The 24841-nt window shown below is 72.8% G+C and carries 20 protein-coding genes; 13 read left to right on the top strand and 7 right to left on the bottom strand.

The window, feature by feature from the left end; genetic code table 11:
* Window positions 1-44: 44 nt before the first annotated feature.
* From ACLJQM_RS20400 to ACLJQM_RS20390, 3 genes are all read left to right on the top strand, one after another.
* Window positions 45-272, top strand: a complete 228-nt coding sequence (locus ACLJQM_RS20400; RefSeq protein WP_247023617.1) for a hypothetical protein — start codon at window positions 45-47, stop codon at window positions 270-272.
* A 55-nt stretch (window positions 273-327) separates the two neighbouring features.
* Window positions 328-1461 (top strand): acyltransferase family protein, encoded by a 1134-nt coding sequence (locus ACLJQM_RS20395; RefSeq protein WP_410632379.1) that lies wholly within the window; start codon window positions 328-330, stop codon window positions 1459-1461.
* Between the two features lie 546 nt (window positions 1462-2007).
* The gene (locus ACLJQM_RS20390; protein WP_410632378.1) at window positions 2008-3213 is read left to right on the top strand and encodes a cysteine desulfurase-like protein; all 1206 of its coding nucleotides are present in this window, start codon (window positions 2008-2010) and stop codon (window positions 3211-3213) included.
* A gap of 9 nt (window positions 3214-3222) precedes the next feature.
* Here ACLJQM_RS20390 and ACLJQM_RS20385 read toward each other — a convergent pair whose 3' ends face one another.
* The 3 genes from ACLJQM_RS20385 to ACLJQM_RS20375 all read right to left on the bottom strand — a co-directional run bounded on the left by ACLJQM_RS20385 (window position 3223) and on the right by ACLJQM_RS20375 (window position 8364).
* Window positions 3223-4626: a M4 family metallopeptidase gene (locus ACLJQM_RS20385; RefSeq protein ID WP_410632377.1), complete on the bottom strand. Its 1404-nt coding sequence runs from the start codon at window positions 4624-4626 to the stop codon at window positions 3223-3225.
* Window positions 4627-4824: 198 nt separating this feature from the next.
* Complete coding sequence (locus ACLJQM_RS20380; RefSeq protein ID WP_360769178.1) at window positions 4825-6480, bottom strand: PucR family transcriptional regulator; 1656 nt, start codon at window positions 6478-6480, stop codon at window positions 4825-4827.
* Between the two features lie 78 nt (window positions 6481-6558).
* Entirely contained in the window at window positions 6559-8364 is a 1806-nt protein-coding gene (locus ACLJQM_RS20375) for a hypothetical protein (protein WP_410632375.1), read from the bottom strand.
* 129 nt (window positions 8365-8493) lie between these two features.
* On the opposite strand from ACLJQM_RS20375, the gene ACLJQM_RS20370 reads away from it, so the two are divergent.
* From ACLJQM_RS20370 to ACLJQM_RS20360, 3 genes are read left to right on the top strand one after another with little or no spacing between them, the layout of a single operon-like run.
* A complete protein-coding gene (locus ACLJQM_RS20370; RefSeq protein WP_247023623.1) occupies window positions 8494-8838 on the top strand; it encodes a cupredoxin domain-containing protein in 345 nt (114 codons plus the stop codon).
* Complete coding sequence (locus tag ACLJQM_RS20365; RefSeq protein ID WP_410632374.1) at window positions 8835-10058, top strand: hypothetical protein; 1224 nt, start codon at window positions 8835-8837, stop codon at window positions 10056-10058. The genes ACLJQM_RS20370 and ACLJQM_RS20365 overlap by 4 nt, the downstream gene beginning before the upstream one ends.
* Window positions 10055-10219 carry a hypothetical protein gene (locus tag ACLJQM_RS20360; protein ID WP_360769190.1) on the top strand — a complete coding sequence of 55 codons (165 nt, stop codon included), beginning with the start codon at window positions 10055-10057 and terminating at the stop codon, window positions 10217-10219. Before ACLJQM_RS20365 ends, ACLJQM_RS20360 begins: the two co-directional genes overlap by 4 nt.
* Here the strand turns inward: ACLJQM_RS20360 and ACLJQM_RS20355 are convergent.
* A complete protein-coding gene (locus tag ACLJQM_RS20355; protein WP_410632373.1) occupies window positions 10212-13805 on the bottom strand; it encodes a discoidin domain-containing protein in 3594 nt (1197 codons plus the stop codon). The genes ACLJQM_RS20360 and ACLJQM_RS20355 overlap by 8 nt on opposite strands.
* Before the next feature lie 192 nt (window positions 13806-13997).
* Here ACLJQM_RS20355 and ACLJQM_RS20350 point away from each other — a divergent pair, with 192 nt between their 5' ends.
* Window positions 13998-14432, top strand: coding sequence for an SRPBCC family protein (locus tag ACLJQM_RS20350; protein WP_247023627.1), 435 nt, complete (start codon window positions 13998-14000; stop codon window positions 14430-14432).
* Window positions 14433-15257: 825 nt separating this feature from the next.
* On the opposite strand, the gene ACLJQM_RS20345 is transcribed toward ACLJQM_RS20350, so the two are convergent.
* Window positions 15258-16139, bottom strand: a complete 882-nt coding sequence (locus ACLJQM_RS20345; RefSeq protein ID WP_410632372.1) for a MerR family transcriptional regulator — start codon at window positions 16137-16139, stop codon at window positions 15258-15260.
* A gap of 323 nt (window positions 16140-16462) precedes the next feature.
* Between ACLJQM_RS20345 and ACLJQM_RS20340 the strand changes: the two genes are divergently transcribed.
* The 5 genes from ACLJQM_RS20340 (at window position 16463) to glgC (ending at window position 23178) form a co-directional block, all read left to right on the top strand.
* Entirely contained in the window at window positions 16463-16849 is a 387-nt protein-coding gene (locus ACLJQM_RS20340) for an STAS domain-containing protein (protein WP_360769199.1), read from the top strand.
* A gap of 670 nt (window positions 16850-17519) precedes the next feature.
* A complete protein-coding gene (locus tag ACLJQM_RS20335) occupies window positions 17520-19034 on the top strand; it encodes a choice-of-anchor A family protein (protein WP_410632371.1) in 1515 nt (504 codons plus the stop codon).
* A gap of 146 nt (window positions 19035-19180) precedes the next feature.
* A complete protein-coding gene (locus tag ACLJQM_RS20330) occupies window positions 19181-20716 on the top strand; it encodes a hypothetical protein (protein WP_410632370.1) in 1536 nt (511 codons plus the stop codon).
* 93 nt (window positions 20717-20809) lie between these two features.
* Window positions 20810-21964, top strand: coding sequence for a glycogen synthase (glgA, locus tag ACLJQM_RS20325; protein ID WP_410632369.1), 1155 nt, complete (start codon window positions 20810-20812; stop codon window positions 21962-21964).
* The gene (gene glgC, locus ACLJQM_RS20320; protein WP_247023631.1) at window positions 21961-23178 is read left to right on the top strand and encodes a glucose-1-phosphate adenylyltransferase; all 1218 of its coding nucleotides are present in this window, start codon (window positions 21961-21963) and stop codon (window positions 23176-23178) included. The genes glgA and glgC overlap by 4 nt, the downstream gene beginning before the upstream one ends.
* A 5-nt stretch (window positions 23179-23183) precedes the next feature.
* Here glgC and ACLJQM_RS20315 read toward each other — a convergent pair whose 3' ends face one another.
* Window positions 23184-23315: a hypothetical protein gene (locus tag ACLJQM_RS20315; protein WP_281506299.1), complete on the bottom strand. Its 132-nt coding sequence runs from the start codon at window positions 23313-23315 to the stop codon at window positions 23184-23186.
* Window positions 23316-23415: 100 nt separating this feature from the next.
* Window positions 23416-23565, bottom strand: a complete 150-nt coding sequence (locus ACLJQM_RS20310; protein ID WP_247023632.1) for a hypothetical protein — start codon at window positions 23563-23565, stop codon at window positions 23416-23418.
* Window positions 23566-23744: 179 nt separating this feature from the next.
* Here ACLJQM_RS20310 and ACLJQM_RS20305 point away from each other — a divergent pair, with 179 nt between their 5' ends.
* On the top strand, window positions 23745-24779 hold the full coding sequence (locus ACLJQM_RS20305; protein WP_410632368.1) for an NADPH:quinone reductase: 1035 nt from the start codon (window positions 23745-23747) through the stop codon (window positions 24777-24779).
* Window positions 24780-24841: the final 62 nt, after the last annotated feature.

Below are 24841 nucleotides of genomic sequence, written 5' to 3'. Positions count from 1 at the left end.
CGGACCCGGGGAAAACCGGTTGCCCGCCGTGCCACCCTGGGCGGATGGGGACCCCGGAAGGCTTCGCGCACCGCGCCGACGAGCACGGCGTCGTGACGATCACGCACCACGGCCGTCCCGCGGGCACCCTCCGCGGCGCCGCGGCGACCCGGTTCCTGGCCGCGATCGCGCGCGGCGACGACCCGCAGCTGCTGATGGCCCGCGTGACCGGCAACTACAAGCACGGCAACGAAAGGCGCGCCCGCGAGCACCCGCGCAACCGCGGCCGGTGACTTTCTCGCCCGTTCGGGTCAAGCGGCAGGACTGGATGGGTTAGCATCTGCCCCCGTGCCGAGCTCGCCAAAAATTCACGCCAATCCCAACGTCGGCTTCGCGTGGCTGAGGATGATCGGCGCGATCACCGTCATCGTCGACCACAGCATGCCGCTGCTGCACCCGCAGCGGCTGACGATCTTCCCCGCGTCGTGGCACATGTCGCCGGGGTACATCGCGCTGATGGGGTTCTTCGCGATGAGCGGCTACCAGATCCAGGACAGCTGGACGCGCGACCCGTCGTGGTGGCGCTTCTCGGCGCGGCGGCTGCTGCGGATCATGCCGCCGCTGGTCGTGGTGCTGCTGGTGACGGTGTTCGTGATCGGGCCGCTGGTGACGACGTGGCCCGCGCACGACTACTGGACGCACATCCAGACGTGGCGCTACCTGGTCGGCACGACGGTGCTGTTCTACATGCAGCACGACCTGCCCGGCGTGTTCGCGGGCAACCCGTACCCGTTCTCGGTCAACGGCGCGATCTGGACGCTGCCGATGGAACTGCTCGGCTACGCGCTCGTCCTCGTCGTCGGCGTGGCCGTGCTGATCGGCCTGCCGCGGCTGGTCCTGTTCCTCGTCCTCGGCGGCATGGTCTACACGGACACGGTGCTGCACGCGACGTTCGAGCAGCACGGCCTCGGCGGCTCGCTCCTGGTCGTCCCGATCGGCTCGACGGTGTCGTTCCTGGTCCCGTTCGTGATCGGGATGGTGCTGCACGCCTACCGCGACCGGATCCCGCTCAAACCGTGGGTGGCGCTGGTGCTGTTCGGCGCGTACCTGGCGCTGAGCCAGACGCCGGCGAGCCGCTACCTGCTGGCACTGAGCGCGGCGTACGGGGCGATCACCCTGGCAATGCACTGGCCGCGGCGGCTGGAGGCGGCCGGGCCGTGGGTCTACGGCAGTTACGGCACGTACATCTGGGGCTTCCCGATCCAGCAGCTGTTCATCCTCGCGGGCGTGCGGCAGGTGTGGCTGCTGATCCTGCTGGCGGTGCCGTCGGCCTACCTGGTGGGGCAGCTGTCGTGGAACTACGTGGAGAAGCCTACGCAGAAGTTCCGCCGGTATTTGCAGACGCCGGCCCCGGTGCGGCGTCCGGTGGCGGCGCCGCCGCAGATCCCCGCCACGGCGGCCGCGCCGCTGCGGAGGTCTTGAGTTTCTTCGGCGGGCCGGGTGTGGTGCGTCGCGAATGACCCATCGGGGACGTCGGAGGCCGCGAATGGGTCATTCGCGACCTCCCCTTGGCCCGGCTGCCCGGCCCTGCGGAGACCTTGAGCCCTCCAACGGCATCGGGTTCCCCGCCCGGCCCAGCCGACAGCCCCGCGGAAACCTTGAACTCCCCGGCGGTACCGGATGCGGCGCGTCGGGATGACCCATTGGGGACGCCAGAGGGCGCGAACGAGTCATTCGCGCCCTCCCGCTGGCCCGACCGCCCGACCCGAAGGAGACCTTGAGCCGAGCCGGGCGGCATCGGGTTCCCCGCCCGGCCCGGCCACCGATCCCGCGGAGATCACCGCTCCCCACCAGCCTCGAGTGCGCCGCCCGGCCCTGCGGAGACCTTGAGCTCCCCGGTGGCGCCGAATGCGGCGCGTCCCGAATGACCCATCGGGGACACCAGAGGCCGCCAATGAGTCATTCGCGACCTCGCCCGGCCCACCGGAGATCTTGAGTTCCGCGCTCGGCCTTCGGCATGCTGGCGGCGTGACCTACGACGTGCAGAGCATCCGCAAGCACTTCCCCGCGCTCGCCGACGGCGCCGCCGCCCACTTCGATGGGCCCGGTGGCTCGCAGGTCCCCGATGTCGTCGGGGAGGCGGTCGCCCGCACGCTGTGCGCCGCGATCGCCAACCGCGGGGTCGTCACCGCCGCCGAGCGACGGGCCGGTGCGGTCGTCACCGAGGCTCGGCAGGCCGCCGCCGATCTGCTTGCCGCCGAGCCGGGCGGGGTCGTCTTCGGGCGCAGCATGACCCAGCTGACCTACGACTTCTCCCGCGCGCTGGCCAAGAACTGGGGCGACGGGGACGAAATCGTCATCACCCGCCTCGACCACGACGCCAACATCCGGCCGTGGGTCCAGGCCGCGGCGGCCGCCGGTGCGACCGTCCGGTGGGCGGACTTCGACCCCGCCACCGGCGAACTCGCCACCGGGGCGATCACCGCCCTCCTTTCGGAGCGCACCAGGCTGGTCGCGGTCACGGCGGCGTCGAACCTGCTCGGCACCCGGCCGGACGTCCCCGCGATCGCCGCGGCGGTGCACGACGCCGGCGCGCTGCTGTACGTCGACGGCGTCCACCTGACCCCGCACGCGGCCGTCGACGTCACGGCGCTCGGCGCGGACTTCTACGCGTGCTCGCCGTACAAGTTCCTCGGCCCGCACCTCGGACTCGTCGCGGCGGCGCCGGCGCTGCTCGAGACCCTGCACCCGGACAAGCTGCTGCCCTCGACCGACGCCGTCCCGGAGCGCTTCGAGCTGGGGACGCTGCCGTACGAACTCCTCGCGGGCACCACGGCGGCCATCGACTTCCTCGCCGGGCTCGTGCCGGGAACGGGCGACCGCCGGTCGCGGCTGCTCGCGTCGCTGGAAGCCTTGGAGGAGCACGAAAACGCGCTGCTCGCCCGGCTCGACGCGGGCCTGGCCGCGATCCCCGGCGTGACCCGGTACGGCGCACCCGGACGCCACCGCACCCCGACGACCCTGTTCTCGGTCGACGGGGTGCGGTCGCAGGCGGTGTACGAGCACCTCGGCGCGCAGGGGGTCAACGCCCCGGCCAGCAGCTTCTACGCGATCGAGTGCTCGCGGCACCTCGGGCTGGGTGACACCGGCGCCGTCCGGGCCGGGATCGCGCCCTACACCACGGAGGCCGACGTCGACCGGCTGCTCGCCGGGCTGACGTCGCTCCCCCGCTGACTCACGGGTCTACTTGGGGTCCTGGTCCAGCTGGGTGGCCTTCACCGCGTTGCCGACCTGGGTGCAGTCGTCCGTCGTGATGCCGGCGGTGCCCGCCTTCGCGAGCGCCGCGCACGAGGAGTTCAGCGCCTCGCCGACGTCCTTGAAGGTCGCGCTCTGGGTGAGCGTGTTCTCGACGCCCCACCAGACCTGGACGGCCTTGTCGAGGCCGAGGCCGCGAACGGTCTGCCCGTTGAACGTGTCGCCGTCGGTGATGAGGTAGTCGGCCTTGTTCACGACGCCGTCGTTGATGTGCTCGTCCGGGTTGTTCGTGTCCCAGCCCGGGCCGTTGACCATGTCCGGCTGCGGGGACAGCGACGAGCGCGGGTCCTTCATGTTCCGGATCGCGCCGAGCGACGAGCCCGCGCCGAGCAGCCAGCGGTTGCCGCCGGTGTCGTTGGGGTCGTTCGACGTGATGCCGATGAACTTGCCGAAGACGTCCGACAGTCCCTCGTTGATCGAGTCGGCCTGGCCGCCGCTGAGCCCGGACGTGTGCTGCGTGACGCCGTGGGTGAGCTCGTGGCCGGTGATGTCGTCGGTGGTGACGCCCTCGCCGAACGCCATCTGCTCGCCGTCCCAGAAGGCGTTGGCGAACGGGCATTCGCCGTCGACGCAGATCCGGACGGTGCCGCGCAGCGCCTGGCCGGTGCCGTCGGAGTAGTCCGCGCCGATCAGCTTCGTGAGGTCGACGTTGACGTACTTCTGGTAGAAGTCCGACGCCTGCCCGAAGAAGGTGTAGACGTTGTTGACGTCCGCGACGCCCGACTCGGCGCCGCCTTCCTTGCGGGTGACGTCGAAGGCGGTGCCGCAGCGGACCGAATCGCTGCTGCCGCTGACCACCTTGTGGTTCGCGTCGCAGACGTCGCGGTTGGCCTCGCGGACCTCCGACCACGACGTGACGACGTCCTGCGTGCCGGCCTTGACGACCTCGGTCCACTTGTCGTCGAGCTTCTTGCCGTGCACGGTGACCTGGTAGGTCGGCACCGCGACGCCGTCGCCCTTCGCGCCGCCGAGGGTGGCGTCGTACCAGTACGCGCGGGGCGCGTCGGCCTTCAGCGTGTTCGCGGCCAGCCCGGTGCGCTTGGCGACGTCCGCGATGGCGGCGTCGGTGGCCCCCGCGGCGCTCGCCGGGAAGGACCCGGTGGTCTTCTTCGTGGTGCGGCCGTGCGTGGCGAGCACCGCGCCCGCCTTGTCGCGGACCTGGATCAGCTGGCCGCCGAACACCGGCACCCCGCCGATCTCCTGCTGGGACCGCAGCACGCTGCCGAACGGCATCGCGAGGGGGTTCAGCGCGTGCATCGACGGCTGGGCGATGGTCGCGTAGGCGGGCGAACCCGTCGTGAGCAGCGACACCGCGACGACGGTCGCGCTCACTGCCGCCGTCCCTGCGATGACCCGTTTGCGTGACACCCGGTACACCTCCGTGGAAGCTTGATCACCTGACGTGAAGTCCGAGCAGGCTCACATGCCCCGAAGGGGTCGCACACCGGTCGAAAGTAGGTAACTGACCAAGTCCAGCCGAGTTTCCGGTAGTTAATCACCGACAATTCGGACGATCAGGAACCAGCGGCGTCAGGGCCGGGCCGGTGGTGACGCGGGCGGGGCCACCACCCGCAGCTGCAGCATCGCCGCGAACCGGGCCTCCGGGTCCGTCATGTCGAACCCGCCCACTTCCGCCAGCCGCCGCAGGCGGTACCGGAACGTGTTGGGGTGCACGTGGACCGCGGCCGACGCGGCGATCACGTCGCCGAACGCGTCGAGCCAGGCCCGCAGCGTCTCGACCAGGTGCGCGTGGTGCTGCTCGTCGTATTCGATCAGCCGCGCGACCGGCCCGGTCGGGCGGTCGCCGCGGACGGCGACCAGGTCCTGCAGCTCCAGCAGCAACGCCTCGACGTGGACGTCGGCCAGCAACGCCACCCGGCGGCCCGCGCGGCTGCCCGACCGCAGTACCCGCAGCGCGCGGTCCGCGCTCGCACGGGCTTCCGGGAGTTCGGCCGCACTGCGCGCCACCGGACCGATGCCGACCACCGCCCGGACGCGGTCGCCCACCCGGTCCAGGAAGTCCTTCGCGATCCGGAGGGCGCGCCGCTCGCCGTCGGCGTCGCGGGTCACCGGGACCAGGCCGTACGCGGTGTCGCCGACGAGGGCCGCCGCGCAGCGTGGGTGCACCGCGCTCAGGTGCATCGCCAGGCCGTCGGCCAGCCGCTGCCGCTCGGTCGCGATTTCGGCGTCCTCGGCGCCGTTCTCCGACACCGCCAGCGCCAGCACGACGACCGGCTGGTCGGCCAGCCCCAGCCGGCTCAGCGCCTCGCGCGCGGCGGCCCCGCCCTCCAGTGCCGTGCTGAGCAGGTCCGCGCGCAGCCGCCGTTCGACGTCGGCGCCCGCCCGCACGCGCAGCAGGTGCAGCGCCACCAGGCGGGCCGCGTCGCAAAGGGCCTGGGTGCGGTCGGGCGTCAGCGGTTCGCGCACGGCGGCCCAGATCGAGCCGAGGATCTCGTCGCCCGCCCGCACCGCGACCGCCACCCGCGGGATCATGAAACCGTCGGGGCTTTCCGCCGGCCGGTCGACGAACACCGGCTGGTCGCTGCGGTAGAGCTCGCGGAACACCCCGCGGTCGGCCAGCATCCGCGAAAACCGCTCCGGCACCTGCCGCCCCAGGATGGTCTCGACCCGCGACGGGTCGGCCTCGTCCTGGTGGCCGGAGAACGCGAGCACGCGCGAGCGGCGGTCCTCGATCGTCACCGGCGCGTCGATGAGCGCCCCGATCGCGTTGGCCACCGCGAAGAGGTCGCCCGACGGCAGCCCGGCCAGCGTCTCCGGTTCGGCGTCGCCGACGTCGCCCTCGGCCAGCAGCGACCGCAGCATCGCGGCGAGCTGGGCCCAGGACGCACCGCGCGCCAGGCCCAGCAGGGCGACGCCGGTCTCCTCGACGGCGGCGGTGATCGCCGCGGTGACCGTGACCGGGGCGCGCAGCACGAGCCCGGCCGCGTCGTGGCGCGCCAGCGAGCGCAGCTGCCGCACGACTTCGCCGGGCTCGGCCAGACCGACCCCGAGCACCAGGGCGTGCTGCGGCAGCGCGGGTTCGTCGAGCGGGTCGTGGATGGCGACGCCGCCGATGCCGCCCGGGCGGTCGGGGTCGCCGAGGACCAGGTCCAGGAGGGTGCCGCCCAGGTCGTCGAGGACGCGGCCGAGGCTGGCGTGCGGGCGCAGGTTCACCGAAACGAGCACCTCCCGAAGCTAGGCGGGACGGCGCCAGCCTAGTTCGTCGGAGGGCACGAAATCAGCACCCGTTTTCGTCGGCGGGCACTAACTCGCGGTTTCGCGGCGCCGCGAGGAGTTGCCGGCCGCCGCCGCGGCGTAGAGCCACGCGAACGCGGCCCACATCCCGGCGAAGATCAGCCCGACCGCGACGTAGGCGACCGTCCACAGCACGAGCGGGGTGTCGGTCTTGCGTTCCCGCTGCAGGAACGAGATCTCCGAGACGAAGTCGCGCTTGCCGGACCCGGCCGTGATGGCCTGCGCGTTCGCCGCCGGGTCGGCGGGTGCGTAGATCGGCGCGAGCGCCATCAGCCGGTCGGCGACGTGCAGCCGGATCCCCGCCTTCCACTGCCCGAACACCGGCAGCGGCTCGGCCGTGCGGTAGACGCCGGGGCCGAGCTTCTCCAGCGGCGCGGAGTAGAAGTCCCCGCCCTGCCAGGCGAAGCCGGTGAGCCAGACGGCGTCGTCGGCGAGGTCGGGCCGGCTGATCGTCACGGTGGCGTCCACCCAGCGGGGCGTCCCGCCGCCGTGCGGGTTGGAGATCTCCTGGCCCGCCGCGGCTTCGGTCAGCCGGACGTCGGCGGCGAGCCCGGGCGGCGGGGCGAGCGGCGCCGCGACCGCCGCCATCAGCGCGACGACGCCGAGGGCGCCCACCAGCCCGGCGGCGTGCCGGGCCCCGAACCCCCGCCGGAGGCGGGAACCCGCGGCGACGTCCTCGATCCGCTGGTACTGCCACGCGCCGATCAGCGCGCCGCCGATGCTCGCGGCCGCACCGAAGGCGAGGAAGAGACCGAGGTCCGCGGCAGGCCACGGGTCCGGCATCAGCCACCGCGAGAACGCCCACTCGCCGAGCAGGCCGAGGGTGCCGCTCGCCAGCCCGGCCACGACCGGGAACAGCGGCCCACGCACGAGCAGCGCGACGACCTCGATCACGACGGCTTCGGCGGCGTACGGCAGCAGCGAAGCGACGTGCAGGTCGGCGACGAGCGGGATGATCGAGAACACGGCGCGGGAGACCAGCAGCACGGCGACCACGATGAGCGCGCCGCCCGGTCCCCACGAGAGGCGGCCGCAGACGAGCGTCCAGCTGCCGATCAGCCCGACCAGCACCACCTGCGCGAGCATCGGGAACTGCGGCACGCCGAGGTCGAACTCCATCAGGAACGCCGACGCGCCCATCATCCAGGCGCCGGCCAGCACCGGCCCGAGCAGCCGGACGAGCGGGCCGGTGGCGCCGGCCTGGCGGGCTTCGGCCAGCAGCAGCTGCAGGCCGATCACCACGCCGACGCCGCCGCCGATCATCAGCACGTGGGTGGGTCCCCACTCGGTGACGTCCTGGCCGAAGAGCCGGTGCCAGACGTCGTCGAGCGGGAAGCCGGCGATGCCGACCAGGCCGGTCAGCATCATCTGGACGCTGCCCATCGGCACCCGCCAGTGCGGGCCGAGCTTGAAGGTGCGCTTGGGCAGTTTCCCCTTGGCCAGCGCGGCGCTGAGCACGCCGCTGGCGAAGATGCCCATCAGGCCGAAGTAGATCGGGTAGTGCGACGGGTTGGCGAGCGGGCCTTCGTCGCGGCCGAGCTCCATGTGGATCGGGACGTCCCAGTAGACGCCGATCAGCGCGGACATCCCGGAGAGGAAGGCGACGAACATCGGCAGCGCGGCCCAGCGCGGCAGGCCGGACAGCTCGCCCGACCAGTCGGCGAGACGGCCCACGAGCGTCCGTTTGCCGGCCCGCTTCCGCAGGACGAAGATCGCCAGCGGGATGAAGACCAGCAGGAACATCAGCAGCGCGACGACGATCTGGCCGAATTGCGCGCCCCCGGCCGGGGGGCTGTTCTCCTGCGCCAGCAGCATCGCGTGCGCCTTCCTGATTCCGTGAACTGAAGTAACTGTTACTGTTCGTCACACGATAAGCCGGGCGAACCGCACCGGCAAGCCCGGGGTGGCCGCAACCGGACATCCCGCACGAGGAGAAGGACAACGATGCGGCGGATCCTGGTGCCGGTGACAACACTCGCGCTGCTGGCCGGCTGCGGCACTCCCGCGCCCCCGGCCCCGGCGGGCGAGCAGGTCGCGCAGTTCACCGTGCGGGGCGGCAAGCGGGTCGCCGGGCCCGACCGCGTCGAGGTCGCCCCCGGCCGCGCCGTCCGGCTCGAAGTCACCTCCGACACCGCCGACGAGCTGCACGTCCACGGGTACGACAAGGAGGTCGAGCTGACCGCGGGGCAGCCCGGCTCGGTGTCGTTCACCGCCGACGTCCCCGGCCTGTTCGAGGTCGAGCTACACCACAGCGGGGCGAAGCTGACCCAGCTGCGGGTCGGCGCGTGAGGATCGTCCTGACCCACGGGCTCGGCGGGCGCTCCGACCTGCCGGTCCCGCTCTGGCTCGCGCTGTACGCGGGCGCGGCGGCCGTGCTCGCGTCGTTCGTCGCACTGACCCTGTTGTGGAAGACGCCGCGGCTGCGGGGTGCCGAAGCCGGCCGTCCGCTGCCGTTCGCGCGCTTCCTCGACTCCCGGGCGCTTTCGTTCGTCCTCAAAGGACTCGGGCTGGTTTTCCTCGCCGGGTTCCTGGCGATGGCGTGGTTCGGGCCGGGTACGTCCGCGGCCAACCCGGCGCCCGCGTGGTTCTACGTGTGGTTCTGGGTGGGGCTGGTGCCGCTGTCGCTGCTGTTCGGCCCGGTCTGGCGGCGGATGAACCCGGTGCGCACCTTGGCGTCGCCGTTCCCGGGCCGGCGTCCGCTGCCCGCCCGGCTCGCTTACTGGCCCGCCGTCGTGAGCCTGCTCGCGTTCCTCTGGCTGGAGCTGGCTTCCGGCCACTCGGACTCGCCTCGGCTGATCGCCGGGTTCGTCACCCTGTACGTCGTTATACACGTGACCTGCGGCGCGGTGTTCGGGCCGCGGTGGTTCGATCGCGGCGACGGGTTCGAGGTCTACGCGGTGCTGATCGCCGGACTGTCCCCGGTCGGCCGCCGCGCCGACGGCCGCCTGGTCGTGCGCTCCCCGCTCGACGGGCTGCTTGCCCTCGGCGGCTCCCCCGGCCTGACGCCGCTGGTCCTGGTCGTCCTCGGCTCGACGGCGTTCGACGGCCTGACCCGGCTCCCGTTCTGGAGCGACCTGACCCCGTCGATCCCGCTCGCCACGGCCGGTTTGCTCGCGGCCATCGCCCTCACCGCGCTGGCGTACGCGGGCGGCATCCGGCTGACGCGGCCGTACCTGCGCAAGGGCACCGAGCCGTACGCGGGGTTCGCGCACACGCTGGTGCCGATCATGGTGGGCTACACGGTGGCCCACTACTTCTCGTTCGCCCTCTTCGAAGGCCAGCGCGGCTTCGACCCCGCGGTCGTCGACTACACGCTGGTGTCGACGGCGGTCATCGCCGTGGTCCAGGTGGGCGCGATCGTGCTGGGGCACGTGCTGGCGGTCGGCTCGGCGCACGACCGCGCGCTCGGCGTGCTGCGCGGCGGCTACCGGACGGTGGGCCAGTACCCGCTGCTGGCCCTGATGGTCGGCTACACCGCGGTCGGCATCTACCTGGTGTCGGGCGCATGACCACAGTGGACACCGCGGCGCGGGTGGTGATGATGCACCAGGGCGGCTGGGACGAGATCGCCCTGTTCACCGGCCCGGTCGCGATCATCGGCCTGCTGGTCTTCCTCGCCCGGCGGCAGGTGCCCCCACCGGACGAGGAAGACGACGACGAAGTCAGCTAGTCAGCTTCGCCGCCACGTTGTACGCCTCCACCAGCAGTTTCGCGTTCGGCACCCGGCGCCGCGGCTCGACGCGGATCGTGCGGGTCTCCCCCGGCAGCAGCCAGAAGTAGTTGTCGCCGTAGCGGGTCGGCAGGACGCGGTCGGTGCCGTTCTTCTCGCGCAGCGACAGCCGGATCATCGCCGCCACCGTGCGGCCGTCGTTGCGGACCGTCGCGGTGAACGCGTCGCCGTCCGGGCGCAGGGACGTCGTCAGGCGCGCGCCCGGGAGCTGGTTCAGCGCGCGCATCGCCGTGTCCGTCCGGTAGCGCCAGTACGTGTTCTCCGACAGCACCGCACCGTGGGCGTCGGTCAGGGTCAGCCGCAGCAGGTGCAGGTCGGGCTGCCCGTCGGCGAACGGGACCGTGAACGCCGCCGCGGCCGAAATCGGGGCCACGTCGAGCTTCTGCTGCTGCGCCGGGCCCAGCGCCGCGCCGTCGAGGCCGAACAGGCGGGCGGTGGCGGTCACCCCGCTCAGCGCGCCCGGCGTGTGGTTGACCACGCGGACCTGCCACGTCGTCAGGTCGGCCTGCACGTGGTGGTGCTCGCACCCCTTGCGCGCGCCGTAGTAGCTGCCGTTGACGTCGAGGTCGTAGTCGTAGGTCTGCCAGACCGTGCTGTGCCACGCCGGGTGCGACATCCACAGCAGCACGCCGGTGGCGTCGTCCCAGAGTTTCGCGTTCCACGCCTCGAAGATCGCGCGCATGCTCTCGTAGTTGACGAACTGCGCCTTGCGGCAGAACTCCGCCAGGCTCGTCGACGGCGCCAGCCGCGCGTCGATCGCCGCGAGGTAGCTCTGCGGCGACTGGTTGCCGCCGGTGGACCAGTCGTGCAGGAACCAGGGTGCGCCGATCGGCCAGCCCGGGTCGTCCTTCCCGACCAGGTTGCGCATGCTCTCGACGACCGACACCGTCGGCAGCCCGATCTCGCTCCAGAACCCGGCCTTGCCGCCGGTCGCCTCGCCGGTGAAGTACCGCTTCGGGTCCTGCCAGTAGTACGGGCCGTCGCCGGTGATCACGCCGCCCGCGGAGTTGCCCTGGTAGAGCAGGTCGGTGCTGGAGTGGACGATGTCGCGCAGGGCGTTGTCGATGACGGGCGGGGGTGTGCCTTCGTTGCAGCCGAACCAGACCGTCGCGCACGCGTGGTGGCGGTAGCGCAGCACGGTGTCCTTCGCCTGCGCCAGGAAGATGTCGTTGTTGGCCGGGTCGGTCGACCAGCCGTCCCAGAACTCGTTCCACAGCAGGATCCCGTACTTGTCGCAGGCGTCGAACAGCTCCCGCCTATACGACGAGCCCACCCAGTTGCGGATCAGCGTGAAGTTCATGTCCCGGTGCATCGCGACGACCGCGTCGGTGCGCTCGGCCGGCATCCGGCGCAGCAGCTCGTCCCAGCCCCAGCTGCCGCCGCGGGCGAAGATCTTGACGCCGTTGACCAGGAAGGTCAGCGGCTTCGGGCTGTTGTCGACCGAGGCCGCGTCGGTCCAGGTGCCGCCGTCCTGCGAGACCTGGATCTTGAAGGTCGCGGCGTACGCGGTTTCCCAGGTGAGCACGACCTTGTCGAACGCCGTCGCGGCGCCGAGGTCGACCTGCAGCCACTGGTTGTCGTCGTAGGCCGACGTCCAGCGGGTGTTCGGATCGCCGTCGAACGCGCGCTCGGGCGGGTTGCCGTCGGCCACCGACAGCGAGCTCGACGGCTTGCCCCGCGCGACGTCGGCGCCCGAGCTGTCGAGCACCGACATCGTCCAGAGCGAGAAGCCCCAGCTGGTCGCGCGCTTGAGCCCCTGCATCCGGACGAACCGGGCGGTCTGCGGAGCGAGGTCGACGGTCTGCGTGGCGCGGCCGTCGGCGATGACGATCGGCAGGTCGTACTGGTAGCCGATCTCGCGCAGGCCGATCTTGACGGTCCGGCGGTCGCTGGTGGCGGCGCCGATCGCCGCGGTGAGCGTCAGGTCGTACAGGTTCGGGTCGCCGTACCCGTTGGGCCACCACAGCTTCGGGTTCTTCACCACCTGTTTCGGGAAGACGACGTCGGTGGTCTGCCCGGCCGGGACGGTGACCGTGCTCGACACGCTGACCGGGCCGAACGCGGCGCTGACCTTGACGCGCTGGGCGGTCGCGGCGGCGTTGCGGACCGGGACGGTGAGCGTCACCTCGGCGGTGCCGGCGTCGGGCACCTTGGTGTCGGCGCGGACGTCACCGAGCACGGCGGCGCCGGTCGAGCGCAGGCGGACGTGGTCCCAGATGCCCGAAGCGCGGTCGCGGACCGCGGGCATCCAGTCCCAGCCGGACACCGCGAGGTAGGTCGGCGAGTTGTCGAACATGGTGCCGCCGGCGTCGACCCAGGAGCTGCCGTCGGCGCCCTTGTCCCCCGGGCTGCCCGGGCGCGGCATCGGCGAGATCTTGACGGCGAGGGCCTGGTCGCCGGAGCGGCGCAGCGCCGCGGTGACGTCGAAGGCGCCCCGGCCGAACGGGTGGCTCTGCGTGCCGATTTCGGCGCCGTTGAGCCAGATCCGCGCTTCGTGGTTGACGCCGTCGAACTCGAGCCAGACGTGCCGGCCGGGCGAGGTGTCGAGGCCGCGCGGGAGGCCGAACTGGCGGCGGTACCACCAGGCGTGCCGGGAAAGCGCTTCCGGGACGTGCAGGTTGTTCAGGCCGGACACCGGGTCGGGCAGCTGGCCCTGCTCGACGAGCGAGGCCAGCACGGTGCCGGGAACCGTGGCGGGCAGCCAGCCCCGGGTGTCCACGGTGGACGCGGAAAGCGCCTTGCCGTCGCCGGTCGGCGCCCAGTCGTCCATCGTGAGCACCCAGCCGGAGTCGAGCGGCACGGTGCCGTCGGGCGCCACGGCGAGCGCGGGCGGGTCGGCGTGCGGGCGGAGCGGGAAGCTGGTCCAGCCGTGCACCGCCGGGCGGTTCTGCGGGCCGCTGCCGAAGACCTGGAAGCCGTTGAGGCCCAGCGGGTTCGTGGTCGAGCGGCGGCTCGCGGTGAAGCGGACCCAGCGCGCGGTGACCGACAGCGGGATCGTCACGACACCGCCGGTGCCGGCGTCGGTGTGGTGGACGGTGCGCCAGGCCCGGCCGTCACCCGAGACGTCGAGGTCGAAGGCGGTGGCGTAGCTCGACTGGACCTCGGCGCCGCTGGTGCGGCTGCGGGACGCGGCGGCGTCGAAAGCCGGGTCGCCGGGCTGCGCCTCGAAGGTGAGGACGACGGAGTCGATGCGGCAGGCGGCCTGCAGGTCGACGACGATCCACTGCCCGTCTCCTTGGGCGGCGCGCCAGCCGGAGCCGCGGACGCCGACCTGCGCGAGGCCGTCGACGGCGAACTCGGCCGGGGTGGCGGCGTAGGCGGTCGAGGAGACCTGGACGGGCCGGAAGAGCGCGAGGTCGGTCTTCGGCGCCACCGCGGCGGGCGCGGCCGAGGCGACCCCGGGCAGCACGGCCGCGAGCCCGAACCCGGCGAGCAGCCCGGTCCCGGCCGCGAGAACGTGCCGCCGCGAGACAGCGGCGACTTCCGCGCGCTCGACATCCGGGGCGATGCCGTACTCCTCCGCCATTGCGAACTCCGTTTCCGGTGGGCTGACAACGTTGCCAGGAAGCTTCCGCCGAGCCCGTCGGCAGGGTCAAGAAGACAAGGTGGACAAGAATTAGGAAGAATGACATCGATGTCGGCGAACCGGTCAGCATGCCCCGCTGAGCGGTGCTGGGTACGGTTGCATCGAACCCGCACCGATCTTCCAGGAGGCGTCGTGGTCGAGGTCGAACGAACGCTCACGGTGCCCGTCCCGGTCGAGGCCGTCGCGGGTTACCTGCAGGACTTCGCGCACACGGAGGAGTGGGACCCGGGCACGAAGTCGTGCACCCGAACCGACGCGGGCCCCATCGAGGTCGGCGCGCGGTGGCACAACGTGTCGGAGTTCCGCGGCCGCGAGACGGAGCTGGACTACCGGTTGACGCGCCGCGAGCCCGGCCGGGTGACGTTCGTGGGCTCGAACAAGACGGCGACGTCGACGGACGACTTCACGCTGACGGCGGACGGCGGTGGGACGAAGGTGCGCTACCAGGCGAAGATCGAGTTCCACGGGCTGGCGAAGCTGGCGGGGCCGCTGTTGAAGCGCGAGTTCGAGCGGCTGGGTGACGAGGTGGTGCCGGAGCTGACGCGGGCGCTCGGGAAGCTGGCCTGACGCCTGCAGGGGTGGCGAGGAATCGCCTGGACCGGGCGGCGACGCTGGACCGGCTCGACGACCTTGCGGCGGCGGTCGCGAGGGGGCGACTCGCCCCGGCTGAGCCGGCCGCGATTTCGTCGGGGATCCGAACCTCGCTCACGGTGGCACCCACCGAGCCCGATCTGATCGGCCGGCTCCCGACCCCTGCTCGAGGCGACTTCCGCGGACCCGCTCCCGGCCGCCGGGCCGCGATCCCCTCAGCCGCTCCCCGGCTCACCCGCGAGACGGATTCCGCCGATCGGCTGCCGGCGGCCGGGCCGCGATCCCATGGGCCGGCTTCCGGCTCCGCCTGCGAGGCGAATTCCGCCGACCCGCTCCCGCCAGCCGGGCCACGATTCCATCGGGCCACCCGCACCCGCCACCTCGGCGAGCCACGCTTCCGGCAAGTCGCCCGCCTCTGCCGACCGGCAAGCCGCGACCCCACTGGCCCACCTGCAACCCGCTACCTCGGCGAGCGGCGCTACCGGCAAGTCGCCCGCCTCTCCCGACCGGCAAGCCGCGACCCCATTGACCCACCTGCAACCCGCCACCTCGGCGAGCCACGCTTCCGGCAGGTCGCCCGCATCGGCCAGCCGGCAAGCGGCGGCCCCACTGGCCCACTTGCAAACCCGCCACCTCGGCGAGCCACGCTTCCGGCAGGTCGCCCACATCGGCCGACCGGCAAGCGGCGACCCCACTGACCAGCTGCAAGCCCGCCACCTCTGCGAGCCGCGATTCCACCGCCGGCCGACTAGCCAGGCGAGGTGCCACGCCCGCCTACGGCCGAGCAGCGAGCCGACCGGGCTACACCTCGGCGTACTCCGCTGCCAGCTCCACCGCCGACTCGAGGTCGTTCACCCTCGGGTAGCCGCGGTCGCCCAGGTTGTCCCAGCCCGGGCCTGCCGTGCCGACCGGGCGGCCCAGCGCGCTCACCCGGGCCGCCAGGAGGTCGTCGGCTGTCGGTGGGCTCATCGACCACAGGACCACCAGCACCGGGTCCAGGCGGGCCGCCAGGTCCGCCAGTGCCTCCGCCGGGACCAGCTGGCCCAGGTACGCCACCGGGATGCCCGCCTCCGCCAGCGTCGCCCGCAGTGCCTCCATCGGCAGGGAATGCCGCTCGGCCGGACAGCACGCCAGCAGCACCGGCCGGCCCGGGACCGCCGCCGGGAAGCGGACGCTGAAGCGCTCGTACGCCAGGGAGATCTGCGTCGTCAGCGCCCACTCCGAGCCGAAGCACACGTCGCCGCGCTGCCAGCGGTCTCCCAATCCGCGCAGGACCGGGGCGAAGACGTCCGTCCAGGCCGCCGCCGGGCCGAGGGTGCCGAGGGTTTCGTCCAGGAGGCCGGCCATCGTCGCCGAGTGGAGTTCCTCCGCCGCGTCCGCGAGCTCGCGGGCCCGGTCGGCCGCCGGGATCTCGGGTGCGCCCGCTTCGCCGCCGAAGGCCGCGGCCGCCGCTTCGCGCACCGGCATTCCGCGCGCGACCAGGCGTTGCATCTGCTGGAGGCGGCGGACGTCGGCGTCGGAATAGCGGCGGTGGCGGCCTGCGCCGGCCGGGGGGCCGATCCCGTACCGCGCGCTCCAGCTCCGCAAAGTCACGGGCGACACGCCCAGCAGCTCGGCGACTTTGCCGGGTGCCCAGGCTCCTGCGTCGACGTTCTTGGCTTCCACCGCTTCCTTTCGCCTCACGGACGGCGAACCGCCGAAGCTTAGCGACGCCCGGCGCGCAGGGGGACGCGGCGGCGGGGCGAAGGCCTGCCGCGTCCCCCTGTCGGCGCCGCGGGGGCGCCGGTGATCCGGCCCGCGTCAGCCGGATCCGGCCGGCCGCGGGGCGTGGCATCCGACGCGACCGGCGAGGTGCCGGGGAAACGGTGGTGCTGCCCGAATACGGTATACCCGCGCGCAACGCTTGTGCATCGTTAACCCTCGAATGTCGTAGCGACCCGCCCCGGACGAGTGATTTCACGCCGACCGGGGTACCACTCGCCGCAAGGGGCGACTGGAGGGAACCGATGACCGAGCACCGCACCGCGCCCGAGCTCTCCACCAGGACGGACGCCGGGATCGTCACGGTCCGCTGCACCGGCGAAGTCGACCTGGGCACGGCGTGCCGCCTCCGCGACCGGCTGCTGGCCCCGATCCGCGCGGGGGCCCGAGGGGTCGTCGCGGACCTCACCGAGACGACCTTCTGCGACTCGACGGTCTTCAGCGTCCTGGTCGAGGCCCAGCGCGACGCCGACGAGCGCAACGTCGCCTTCGCGATCGCCCCGGGCGACACGGCGGTCTTCCGTCCCCTGCACATCCTCGGTCTGGACCGGACGCTGCCGCTGCACCGGGGACGCGCGGCCGCCCAGGCGGCGGTGGCGGAGGCGCCGGTCGTGAGCCGCCGGGTGTCCTGACTCGCGAAGTCGGTCGGCCGCCGAGGGAAGCCGCGGCGAAGGAGCCAGCAGGCCGCGCGGGATCGGCGGCCCCCCGGGCGACTGGCGCATGGCCGGGGCAAGGCGCGCGGGATCGGCGGGCCCATGTGCGACGGGCGCCGTGGCTTGGCAGGCGATGGCCGCACCGGCGGGCACCCGGGCGGCTGGCGCATGGCCCGGCAGGGCGCGCGGGATCGGCGGGCGCCGTCTGGCACGCCGCTTGGCAGGCGATGGCCGCACCGGCGGGCCCGCAGGCGGCTGGCACATGGCAGACAGGCCTCGCAGGATGGGCGGGCGCCGTCTGGCGCGGATTCGGAGGCTGGGCCGCACCGGCCGACCCCGGGCGGAGAGCGCGCCACTGAATAGCGGGCTGCGAGCGCACCACTAAAAAAACAGCGGCCCCAGTCGGCGGCGAGAGCAACTCCGGCGTCGCCCGGCAAGCCGTGTCACAACGGCCGGCCGCACCCGCGGACCCGACGACTGCGGACGCAAGTCGCCCAGCAGGCCACGGCCCACGCGCACCGACCGTGGCGGGCCACCCGCACAAGTCACCGATCGCGACACTCCCCGATCGGGTGGATAGCCGGGCACCCGTCCTGACCTGCCACTATCGTCCGGCACGGAAAGTCCACTGTGGACAGGGGGAGGTCCCGTGCGCGTGACCCATGCCGCCCTCGCGGCGCTGGCGGCCTGCGGGCTCGTGGTCCTTTCGATCCCGATCGGCCTGTCCGCGGCCGCCGATCCGCTGCCCGGCGGGCTCGGGCCGTGCGTGCCCGGGTCGTGTCCCGGGACTTTCCCGCCGGTCGGGAACGGGGCCTTCGCCGGGCGGGACAACGCCATCAACGTCTTCGCCGGCGGTGACATGCGCGTCACCGGGAGCGCCGCCGAGGCCGAAGGGCGGGTGGTCGTCGGCGGGGACTTCACGCTGCGGAAGACCTCCGGCTCGTCGATCTACAACGTCGGGGTCGCCGGGGTCGGCTCGCGCGTCCCGCCGCCGGACGGGGCCGACTTCCTGACCGTCGGCGGGGACCTCTCCGTGGCCGGTGGGCAGCGGCTCGACGCCGTGGGTGACTCCGGTGGCGGGGTCGTCCGGCACGCCGGGAACGTCAGCGGCACCGTGATCGGGACCGTCGTGCACGACACCGCCGCGATGAAGCCGTACGCGGGGCTGCGCGCCGAACTCACCGCCGCCAGCGAGTGCTACGCCCGGGCCGCGGCCACCGGGACCGTCGTGAACCAGAACTACCAGACGCTCTTCACCGGCGACGGGAAGTCCGCGCTGCAGGTCTTCACCGTCACCCAGGACATCGCCGGCCCGGGCGGTGCCACCCAGGGCATCGCGTTCGAGGGCATCCCGGCCGGGGCCACGGTGCTGGTCAACCTCACCGGCTCGGCCCGGGTGATCAACACCTACAGCGGCAGCCTCGACGACAACGACCCGCTCAACCGCCTGCGCCCCCGTCTGCTGTGGAACTTCCCCGACGCCCACGTGGTCCGCCTCACCGGCAGCGGCATGTTCCAGGGCAGCGTGCTCGCGGGCCGCCCGGACGGCACCACGACGGTCACCCTCCCCGGCACCAACGGCCGCTTCTTCACGGCGGGGAACCTGGTCCACGGCTCCGGGGCCGGCCAGGGCAGCGGGCAGGAATTCCACGCGTACCCGTTCACCGGCGACCTGCCCTCGTGCGCGAAGCCGCCCGAGCCGACCACCACGACCACGGTCACCACGACCTCGACGGCGCCCACGACCACGCCGACCAGCACCACCACACCCACCAGCACCACCACGACGCCGACCACCTCGACCACCGAGCCCTCCACCACCGAGCCGTCAACCACGACCCCGACCACACCCACGAGCACCACCGAGCCGTCGACCACCACCCCGAACACGGCCACCAGCACCACGACCCCGTCGGGCACCACCACGGTCACCTCGACCACGGTCACCACGCCCACCGGCACCGCGACGACCACCACCCCGACCAGCACGGAGACCTCCAGCACCACCCCGCCCGGCCCGAACCCGGCCCCGACCACCCCGGGCGGGCACGGACGGCTCCCGGGCACCGGCACCGACCTGGGTCCCGTCCTCGGCCTCGGCGCCCTGCTGCTCGCCGCCGGCATCGCGCTCGTCTTCCTCTCCTCCCGCCGCCGGACGCGCTGACGCTCCACAGTGGAGCGCGGCCACACTGCGGGCCGACACGAGCCGTGTCACGATCGGGTGACCTCCGGACGGGCCCGGCCCCCGGAGGGCATTCGATCGGGACGAGGCGGATCCCGCGCCGTCGGCGCGTCCGCGAGGTGGACAGGGTGCTGGCGGAGACTGACGCGGACAGAAGGACCGAAGAGCGGACGAGCACGCGCGGCCGGTGGCTGCCCGCCTACGGGGCGGTTCTGGGTGCCGTCGTCTTCCTCGTGGTGCGCGGGAGCCTCACCGACGACGCCTACATCACCCTCGCCTACGCCAAGAACCTCGCCGTCCACGGCGAGTGGGGCATCATCCCCGGCTCGCCCGCGAACTCCGCGACGTCGCCGCTGAACGTCCTGCTCCTCGGCGCGCTGACCCTTCTCACCCGGGTGGCCGGCGGGCCGCACCCGGTCGTCGCGCTCGGCGTGCTGACCATCGCCTGCGGCGCCGCGCTCGGGTGGGCGTGGCTGCGGCTCGGCCGGCGGCTGGCGCTGCCGCCCGCGGCCGGGGTGCTCGGGGTCGCGCTCGTGCTGCTGAACCCGTTCGTGCTGTCCGCCGTCGGCCTGGAGGTGCTGCTGATCCCGGCCGTGCTGCTGGTGCTCACGGTCCTCGCGCTCGAAGCCCGGCCGCTCTGGTTCGGCGTGGTGGCCGGCCTGGCCGTCCTCACCCGGATCGACCTCGGCGTGTTCGTGGTGGTCATCGCGCTCAGCGCGCCCGAGATCCGGCGGAAGCTGCTGCCCGCGGCCGGCGTCGCGGTGCTCACCTCGGCGCCGTGGTTCCTGGTCAGCTGGATCGCCTTCGGTTCGTTCGTGCCCGACACGCTCGCCATCAAGCAGACGCAGGCGGGGCTGTTCGCGCCGTGGAGCTACAGCACCGGCCCGGTGATGTACTACCTCGGCTGGCCGGTCACCGTGCTCGTGTCGTTCCTGCCCGCCCTGCTCGGCGTGGTCGCGCTCGCCGCGTGGGCGGCGGCGCGGTTCGCGGTCCGGTGGCCGCTCTTCCCCGCGCTCGGCCCGGTCGCGGCGCTGGCCGGCGGCGGGGTCCTCTACTACCTCGCCTACTCGTTCATCGGGGTCGGCCCGTTCCACTGGTACTACGTGGCGCCGGTGACCGCGGGGAGCGCTTTCGCGGTCGCCGCGTTCGGCACCTGGTACGCCCAGGCGCGCGAACGGCCGGAGCTGCGGACCGGGCCGCCGGTGCTCGCGCTCGGGCTCACCGGCGTGCTCGTGCTGAGCGGTGCCGCGGTCGACGGCGCCCAGGGCCTGCCGTGGCCGTCGCCGGTGGTGTTCGGGAACTGGGCCAGCGCCGACGACTACGCGCGCGTCGGCACCGAGCTCGGCGCGCGGCTCGACGGCGCCAGTGTGGCCAGCCCGGGTGAGATCGGCACCCTGGCCTACTTCTGCGAGTGCGCCATCCTCGACGAGTTCTCCGACCGCGGCGAGGCGGTGAAGCTGGTCGAGAAGCGGATCGCGACGGCGAACCCGCTGATGAGCCTGGCGCTGCGGGTGAACTACCACTGGCTGGACACCTCGGTGGCGCCGCGCAAACCGGACTTCCGGATGCAGTACGCGTCGGGCCCGGCGACCGGACCGGACGACTGGCAGGTCCGGTCCGCGGCGAAAGGTGTCGGCCACTTCGTCTTCACCCGGGAGCCGTGAGCACGCCGCTCATCTGAGCAGTGACGGAAAACTCTGGTATTTCCCCTGGACGCCAGACTGCGCGAAACCCCCGTGAGGCCATAGGGTTTCGGCATGAAGGTCGGCCTGCTCACCCGGGAGTACCCGCCGGAGGTCTACGGCGGCGCCGGGGTCCACGTGGAGTTCCTCGCCCGGGAGTTGCGGCCGCTGGTCGAGCTCGACGTGCACTGCTGGGGCGCGGACCGCGCCGACGCCACCGGGCACACGGATCCCCACGGCTACCGCCAGCCCGCGTTCACGACCATGGACATCGCGGTGTCCATGGCGAACGCCCTCGAAGGCCACGACCTCGCGCACAGCCACACCTGGTACGCGAACCTGGCCGGGCACCTGGCGAAGCTGACCCACGGCATCCCGCACGTCGTCACCGCGCACTCGCTGGAGCCGCTGCGGCCGTGGAAGGCCGAGCAGCTCGGCGGCGGCTACCGCGTCTCGTCGTGGATCGAGCGCGAGGCCTACGAGGCCGCGGACGCGATCGTCGCGGTCAGCGGCGGCATGCGCCGGGACGTCCTCGCCGCCTACCCCGCGGTGCCGCCCGAGCGCGTGCACGTGATCCACAACGGCATCGACACGGCGCTCTACCGCCCCGACCCCGGCACCGACGCGCTCGCGAAGCACGGCATCGACCCGGACCGGCCGTACGTGCTGTTCGTCGGCCGGATCACCCGCCAGAAGGGCGTCCCGCACCTGGTGCGGGCCGCGGCGAAGCTCGACCCGGGCGTCCAGCTGGTGCTGTGCGCGGGCGGCGCGGACACCCCCGAGCTGGACGCGGAGTTCCGCGGGCTGGTCGCCGAGCTGGAGCGGACGCGCACCGGGGTCCGCTGGATCCCCGAGATGCTGCCGCGCCCCGAGGTCGTGCAGCTGCTCACCCACGCGACGGTGTTCGCCTGCCCGTCGGTCTACGAGCCGCTCGGGATCGTGAACCTCGAGGCGATGGCGTGCGGCACCCCGGTGGTGGCCAGCGACGTCGGCGGCATCCCGGAGGTCGTCGACGACGGCCGGACCGGGCTGCTCGTGCACTACGACGAGCGTGACCCGGACGGGTTCGAGGCGGGCCTCGCGGCCGCGCTGAACGAGGTGGTGGGCGCCCCGGACCGGGCCGCCGCGATGGGTACGGCCGGCCGCGAGCGCGCGGTCGGCGAGTTCGGCTGGAGGGCGATCGCCGAGCGGACGGTCGCCCTCTACGAAGCGTGCGGGAGGTCGTCGTGAACACTGGAGCCGACGTGCTGGGCATCGTGCTCGCGGGCGGCGAGGGCAAACGGCTGATGCCGCTCACCGCCGACCGCGCCAAACCCGCCGTGCCCTTCGGGGGTGTGCACCGGCTGGTCGACTTCGTGCTGTCGAACCTGGTGCACGGCGGGTTCCGGCGGCTGTGCGTGCTGACGCAGTACAAGTCGCACTCGCTCGACCGGCACATCTCGACGACGTGGCGGCTCTCGGCGCTGACCGGCGAGTACGTGACGCCGGTGCCGGCGCAGCAGCGGCTGGGGCCGCGCTGGTACCAGGGCAGCGCCGACGCCATCCACCAGAGCCTCAACCTGGTCTACGACGAGGACCCCGAGTACATCGCGGTGTTCGGCGCGGACAACATCTACCGGATGGACCCCCGGCAGATGCTGGACGCCCACATCGCCTCCGGTGCCGGCGTGACGGTGGCCGGGATCCGCGTGCCGCGGTCGGAGGCGAGCTCGTTCGGCGTCATCCGGACCACCGACGGGCTGATGATCGACGCGTTCATGGAGAAGCCCGAAGACCCGCCGGGCCTGCCGGACTCCCCTGAGGAGTCGTACGTGTCGATGGGCAACTACATCTTCACGACCAAGGTGATGCTCGAGGCGCTGCACGCGGACGCCGACAACGCGGCCTCGCACCACGACATGGGCCGCGACATCATCCCGGCGCTGGTCAAGTCGGGTGAAGCGGCCGTGTACAACTTCAACGGCAACGTCGTGCCCGGTGAGACCGAGCGCGACCACGGCTACTGGCGCGACGTCGGGACCATCGACAGCTACTACGACGCGCACACCGACCTGATTTCGACGCACCCGATCTTCAACCTCTACAACCGGAAGTGGCCGATCCTCGCCCACCCCGGCCAGCGCGCGGCGGCGAAGTTCGTCGAAGGCGGCTCGGCGAACCAGTCGATCGTCAGCAACGGCTGCATCATCTCCGGGGCCCAGGTCGTGGACTCGGTGCTCTCCCCCGACGTGCTCGTCGAGCAGGGCGCCGTGGTGCAGGGTTCGGTGCTGCTCGACGGCGCCCGCGTCGGCCGCGGCGCGGTGGTGCGGCGGGCGATCCTGGACAAGAACGTCGTGGTGCCGCCGGGGGCGCACATCGGTGTCGACCTGGCCCGCGACCGCGGGCACTACCACGTCAGCGAAGGCGGGATCGTCGTGCTCGGCAAGGGCGAACGCGCGATCTGAGGAGCTCAGGAGCCGGCGGCGGCCGAAATCCGCTCGACCACCTGGCGGGGGTCGATCCCCCAGCGCTCGGCGAGCTCGGAGATGGTGGCGCCCGCAGCGTACTCGGCGGCGATCAAGCTGTTGACGACGCCTGCCACGGCTCACTCCTCGACTACCGGGTGCACGAGCACCCGAGATGCTACATGTTCACTGCGGACGTCGAACAAAGTGCCACACGTCCGGCGGGCCGGCGTCCGCTCACCGCCCGGCTTTGTCCGGTTCCTGCGCCGGATTACCCGTATTCGCCTTCGCGCGCGTGGCACTGAAGACCGCGTCGAAGATCGGTGTCGGTTCTCGTTCGTCGCGCTTCGGCCGTTCGTCGTTCGGCGCGCGCTTTTCCTCTCCCACGCGCCCAGTTTCTGCGACGGCGGCCGGTTTCGCTCGGGCAACACCGAAAATCGCCCGGCCGGGGGATCACCCGCGTGGCGCCGATTTCCGCTTTTCCCGGCGGGGAAAAACCGATTTCCCGTCGCGCGATTTCCGGGTGCGCGGGGAATAACCGCGGGTCGGGCGGGATTGCACCGGACATGAAAGCAGTCGTCTACCGCCGTCACGGCGGACCCGAGGTGCTGGCACTGACCGAGCGGGCCGCGGCGGACCCGGGTCCCGGTGAAGTCCGCGTCCGGATCGTGGTGTCCGCGGTCAACCCCACCGACTGGAAGGCCCGCGGCGGCGCCCGCGCCGAACCGGGTGCCGAGGTACCCGAGACGGTGCCCAACCAGGACGGCGCCGGCGTGGTCGACGCCGTCGGCCCGGACGTCACCGGCTTCGCGCCGGGCGACCGCGTGTGGGTGGTCATCGCCGGCGCGTACGGGCCCGGGTCGGGCACCGCGCAGGAGTACACGGTGCTGCCGGCGGCCAAACTGGTCCGGCTGCCCGATGGTGCGGGCTTCGACGAGGGTGCCGGGCTCGGCATCCCGGCGCTGACCGCGCACCGGGCGCTCACCGTCGCCGAAGACGGGCCGTCCCGGCTCGCCCCCGGCGCCCTCGACGGCCGCACGGTGCTGGTCAGCGGCGGCGCGGGCGCGGTCGGCAACGCGGCGATCCAGCTCGGCCGCTGGGCCGGGGCGACGGTGATCGCGACGGTCAGCAGCGACGAGAAGGCCGCCCTCGCCCGCGCGGCCGGCGCCCACCACGTGCTGCGCTACCCCGATCCTTCGCTGGGCGCCCGGATCCGCGAAGCCGCTCCCGACGGCGTCGACCTGGTGGTCGAGGTCGCGGCCGGGGTCAACGCGAAGCTGCACACCGAGGTGCTGCGCCCGCGCGGCACGGTCGCGATGTACGGCGACGACCGCGGCACGGGGACGGTGACCCTCGAGTTCGGCGCGAACGTGTGGCTGAACGCGCGGTACCAGTTCCTGGTGCTGTACACGGTGGGCGAGGACAAGCTGCGCGCCGGCACGGAGGACGTCACGGCGGCGCTGGCCGACGGCGCCCTGCGCGTGGGCGAGGACCGCGGCGTACCGGTCCACCGCTTTTCCCTTGCCGACACGGCGAAGGCGCACGCGGTCTCGGAGGACGGCGTCACGGGCAAGGTCCTGATCGACGTCACCGCTCCCTGACCCGCCGCTCGTGCGCGACCACGGCCGGTGGCAGGTGGTCGAGGACACGGTCACCGACGTCG

This window comes from Amycolatopsis sp. cmx-4-83, from assembly GCF_046548815.1.
In the GTDB taxonomy this organism is placed as follows: Bacteria; Actinomycetota; Actinomycetes; order Mycobacteriales; family Pseudonocardiaceae; genus Amycolatopsis; species Amycolatopsis pretoriensis_A.
This window is presented reverse-complemented; position numbering and strand designations above follow the sequence as displayed.

Coding starts and splice junctions, on each gene's coding strand:
- ACLJQM_RS20400 (WP_247023617.1), top strand. CDS start 45: ATGGGGACCCCGGAAGGCTTCGCGCACCGCGCCGACGAGCACGGCGTC.
- ACLJQM_RS20375 (WP_410632375.1), bottom strand. CDS start 8,364: ATGCTGCTGGCGCAGGAGAACAGCCCCCCGGCCGGGGGCGCGCAATTC.
- ACLJQM_RS20370 (WP_247023623.1), top strand. CDS start 8,494: ATGCGGCGGATCCTGGTGCCGGTGACAACACTCGCGCTGCTGGCCGGC.
- ACLJQM_RS20360 (WP_360769190.1), top strand. CDS start 10,055: ATGACCACAGTGGACACCGCGGCGCGGGTGGTGATGATGCACCAGGGC.
- ACLJQM_RS20355 (WP_410632373.1), bottom strand. CDS start 13,805: ATGGCGGAGGAGTACGGCATCGCCCCGGATGTCGAGCGCGCGGAAGTC.
- ACLJQM_RS20340 (WP_360769199.1), top strand. CDS start 16,463: ATGACCGAGCACCGCACCGCGCCCGAGCTCTCCACCAGGACGGACGCC.
- glgA (WP_410632369.1), top strand. CDS start 20,810: ATGAAGGTCGGCCTGCTCACCCGGGAGTACCCGCCGGAGGTCTACGGC.
- ACLJQM_RS20305 (WP_410632368.1), top strand. CDS start 23,745: ATGAAAGCAGTCGTCTACCGCCGTCACGGCGGACCCGAGGTGCTGGCA.